This window comes from Acidisphaera sp. L21 (assembly GCF_009765685.1).
GTDB lineage: Bacteria > Pseudomonadota > Alphaproteobacteria > Acetobacterales > Acetobacteraceae > LMUY01.
The window spans coordinates 56,995-60,776 of record NZ_LMUY01000093.1; the positions used below are offsets into that span (position 1 = coordinate 56,995).

A 3,782-nucleotide genomic window follows, 5' to 3' on the forward strand; every position below is an offset into this window, starting at 1 on the left:
ACGTGTTTATCGACGCCAGACGGCATGGCGTGGGTGATGAGCGACCAAGAAACAAGGCAGCTAACGCAGCTTGCAAAGTGCGGATTCCAATGCATTCCGCCCACCCATGCTGACTTCAAATCGCCCAGCGTTTTAATCTGAAACCGCCCACCATTCTGATTTCAAACCGCCCACCGTTCTGAAGCTGGCGCCCACCCGGGTTGCGGAGGGCATTCGGGAGGATTGATTGTCTCGCAGGTCAGCACTGACCTGGCTTCCATTACCGCCATCGCAATCGATGGAGAGGTGGGATGCCGAGACCGAGGCTGTCCATGCGGCGTATCAAGCAGTTGCTGACGATGCATTTTGGGGCCGGGGCGAGTGCGCGGCGCATCGCGCATGAGATTGGTGTCGCGCCGAGTACGGTACGGGAGTATCTGGGGCGGGCTGCGGCGGCTGGGATCAGCTGGCCTCTGGCGACAGACGTCACCGACGAGAGCCTGATGGCCCAGATGTTTGTCAACGCTGGGGTTCGTGCCGGTGCGCGGTTCCATGCGGAGCCTGATTGGTCCGCCTTGGTGGGTGAACTCAAGCGGCCTGGCGTCAATCTGCTGGTGCTCTGGGAGGAATATCGGGCGGTTCACCCGGCGGGCTACGCCTACAGTCGCTTCTGTCAGTTGTTCCGCGAGTTTGAGCGGCGTCTGTCGCCGACGATGCGACAGAGCCACGTCGCCGGGCACAAGGCGTTTGTGGATTACTCGGGCAAGCAGGTTCCTATCACGGACCCGGTCACGGGCGAGGTGCACCCAGCGGAGATCTTCGTGGCGGTACTCGGCGCATCCAGCCTGACCTATGCCGAGGTTACCTGGACCCAAAGGCTGCCGGATTGGATTGGCGCGCACATACGCATGTTCCGGTTCTGGGGGGTGGCTCCGCGCTTGCTGGTGCCGGACAATCTCAAGAGCGCCATCCACAAGGCTTCATTCTACGACCCGGAGGTGAACCGCAGCTACGGCATGATGGCGGCGCACTATGGGGTGGGCATTCTGCCGGCTCGGCCGTATCGCCCGCGCGACAAGGCGGCCGTGGAGGCTGGGGTGCGATTTGCCCAGTCCTACATCCTCGGCCGCCTGCGCAATGTGGCGTTCTTCTCTTTGGCCGAAGCCAACACTGCTGTCGCGGCCGCGGTGGAGCGGATCAATAGCCGCGAGATGCGCCGCCTGGGGATGAGCCGCCGCCAATTGTTCGAGGCAATCGAGCAGCCGGCAATGCGGGCGCTGCCACAAGACGACTTCGAGTATGCCGAGTGGCATCTCGCGCGCGTCGGCATCGACTACCACGTTGAGGTGCAGGGCTTCTTCTACTCGGTGCCACATGTGCTGATCCGCGAACAGGTCGACACTCGTGCCACGCAGCGCACGATCGAGGTGTTCCACCGCGGCAAGCGTGTCGCGGCTCATCCCCGGCGATATGGCGGGCCGCGACACGGCACCCAACCCGAGCACATGCCGAGCGCGCACCGGCGTTATGCCGAGTGGACACCGGAGCGACTGCAGCGCGACGCCCGCAGCATCGGCCCCGCCACCGAGGCGCTGGTCATCGCCGTGATGGCGCGCAGACCACACCCTGAACAGGGGTTCCGCACCTGTCTCGGCGTGCTGCGACTGTTCCGTGGCCTGGAAGCGGCCCGGGTTGAGGCTGCGTGTCTGCGCGCGGTCGAGCTCGGAGCGCTGTCCTACGCGTCTATTGCCTCGATCCTAAAGCACCGGCTCGACCCATCGGCACCCCCGCAAGCCGCGGACGGCACGCCGTTACTGCACGAGAACATCCGCGGCGCCCGCTACTTTCATTGAGGAGAATGACCTTGCTGAACCACCCGACATTGGATCGCCTGCATGAACTTGGCCTGGAGGGAATGGCGAAGGGGTTTCGTGATCTGGCGGTCAATCCCGAGAGCCGCGCTCTCGAGCACGCCGAATGGCTCGGCCTGCTGGTTGATCAAGAGGCCACGTTGCGCCAACAAAAGCGGTTCGAGGCACGCACCCGTACGGCCAAGCTGCGTCAAACCGCCACGATCGAGGATGTCGACTTCCGAACCCCGCGTGGCCTGGACCGGACTTTGTTCCTGCGCCTAAGCAGTTGCGATTGGGTGCGCGAACATCGCCATTGCCTGATTACCGGGCCGTGCGGCACTGGCAAGAGCTTCATCGCTTGTGCGCTGGGTGACCGGGCATGCCGAGAAAACCTCTCAGTTCTTTACCAGCGCAGTCCGCGACTGTTCAGCGCGCTGGCTTTGGCCCGTGGCGATGGGCGCTACGCCCGTCTCATCCGTCAGCTCGCCCGGGTCAACCTGCTCATTTTAGACGACTGGGGCCCAGAGCCGCTTACCGCGGAGCAGCGCCGCGATCTGCTGGAGATCGTCGATGACCGCTACAACGCGGGCTCACTGATCATCACCAGCCAGGTACCCGTCGATCGCTGGTACGAGATTATAGGCGATCCCACGCTGGCCGACGCAATCCTGGACCGCTTAGTGCACACCGCGCATCGGATCGAACTCAAGGGCGGCACTCGGCGTAAGCCGGTCGTGGTACAATGACCCGCCTGAAGCGCTGCGACTAGACCGTGGGGTCATTGTAATTCGTAACGTAACGGAAACCCGAACCATGCCGAGAGGCCGCAAACCAGACGGAGAGCGCGCTCTGAGCAACGCAGAGCGCCAAGCTCGCTATCGCACTCGACAAATGAGCGCGATGGTCGAGAAGATCACCCGACCAAGCCGTCCAACCGATCGCCGCAGCCGTCCCCAGCGTTGGAGGGACGCAGTCAGCGAGTTGTTAGATCTCCAGGCGGTCTATGCCAACTGGCTCGAGACACTACCGGACGGCTTACGAACCAGCCGAATGGCCGAGGCGCTCGAGGCTATCGTCGATCTCGACCTCGCCGACTTGGCCGAATGTGAACCGCCCCGCGGCTATGGCCGCGACTAACAGAAAGACAGACCACGTTGCCGACGATGGGTTGACCAAGACTTCGGTCACGTGACATGACGAAAACGGCCTACGAGACGACACCAGTCCGGGCGATTTGAGATTGGAATGGTGGGCGCTTTGAGATCGGAACGCCGGGCGGTTTAAGATCGGTATGCCCGGGCGGTTTCATCGGAATACGCATGCAAAGGTCATTTCTCACCCCCATCCTGCGGGATGATCGACACCTTGCCGTCACGTTCGATGATGGCGTAGCGAACCTGTTCTAGCCGCATGAGCCCCTTCTGCCGAACGGCCGCCATCACATCACTTTCAAGCATACGCAGGGTCCGCATCCGATCCTGATGCCACTCACCTTTCTCGAAAACGATGACAGGCGTTCCATCCACGATACGGCCAAACCACTCGAACCGCTGCTTCAGGGCAGATATGGACACATGCATCAGGCCAATCGAGAATACGGCACTGACCGCCGCTACCATGGAATGATCATCCCCCAACACCGCCGACATCAGCGCGCCACCAAATAGAAACAGAACCACGATGTCGAATGGCGCCATCATGCTTGCCATGCGTCGCCCAATGAGTCGCACCGCCAGCAAGAGGATCAGATAGGCGACCGCTGCTCGAATAAGGACGCTCACGGTAGCACGAACTGCGTCCAACGCTGCGCAGCGTAGCCTTCTCGCCGAACAACCAGTTCATTTGAGCCCAACGACATCGGCTGCAGCATGAGCCTCAGCTTGGCGTCTCGTGTGCCTGGCGGAATGGAGATGGTCATCACCATGCCGCCGTCCACAAGCCGAGTTTGTA

General features: G+C 62.0%; 4 protein-coding genes. 3 read left to right on the forward strand and 1 reads right to left on the reverse strand.

The features are described from left to right. The first annotated feature begins 290 nt into the window (after window positions 1–290). The 3 genes from istA to GSQ76_RS18840 all read left to right on the forward strand — a co-directional run bounded on the left by istA (window position 291) and on the right by GSQ76_RS18840 (window position 2,969). Window positions 291–1,832: an IS21 family transposase gene (gene istA / locus GSQ76_RS18830; RefSeq protein ID WP_158745670.1), complete on the forward strand. Its 1,542-nt coding sequence runs from the start codon at window positions 291–293 to the stop codon at window positions 1,830–1,832. Between the two features lie 11 nt (window positions 1,833–1,843). After that, the gene (gene istB / locus GSQ76_RS18835) at window positions 1,844–2,578 is read left to right on the forward strand and encodes an IS21-like element helper ATPase IstB (RefSeq protein WP_158745671.1); all 735 of its coding nucleotides are present in this window, start codon (window positions 1,844–1,846) and stop codon (window positions 2,576–2,578) included. 145 nt (window positions 2,579–2,723) lie between these two features. Next, a complete protein-coding gene (locus GSQ76_RS18840) occupies window positions 2,724–2,969 on the forward strand; it encodes a hypothetical protein (RefSeq protein WP_158745672.1) in 246 nt (81 codons plus the stop codon). A 191-nt stretch (window positions 2,970–3,160) separates the two neighbouring features. Here GSQ76_RS18840 and GSQ76_RS18845 read toward each other — a convergent pair whose 3' ends face one another. After that, entirely contained in the window at window positions 3,161–3,532 is a 372-nt protein-coding gene (locus GSQ76_RS18845; protein WP_158745673.1) for a DUF421 domain-containing protein, read from the reverse strand. Window positions 3,533–3,782 lie beyond the last annotated feature (250 nt).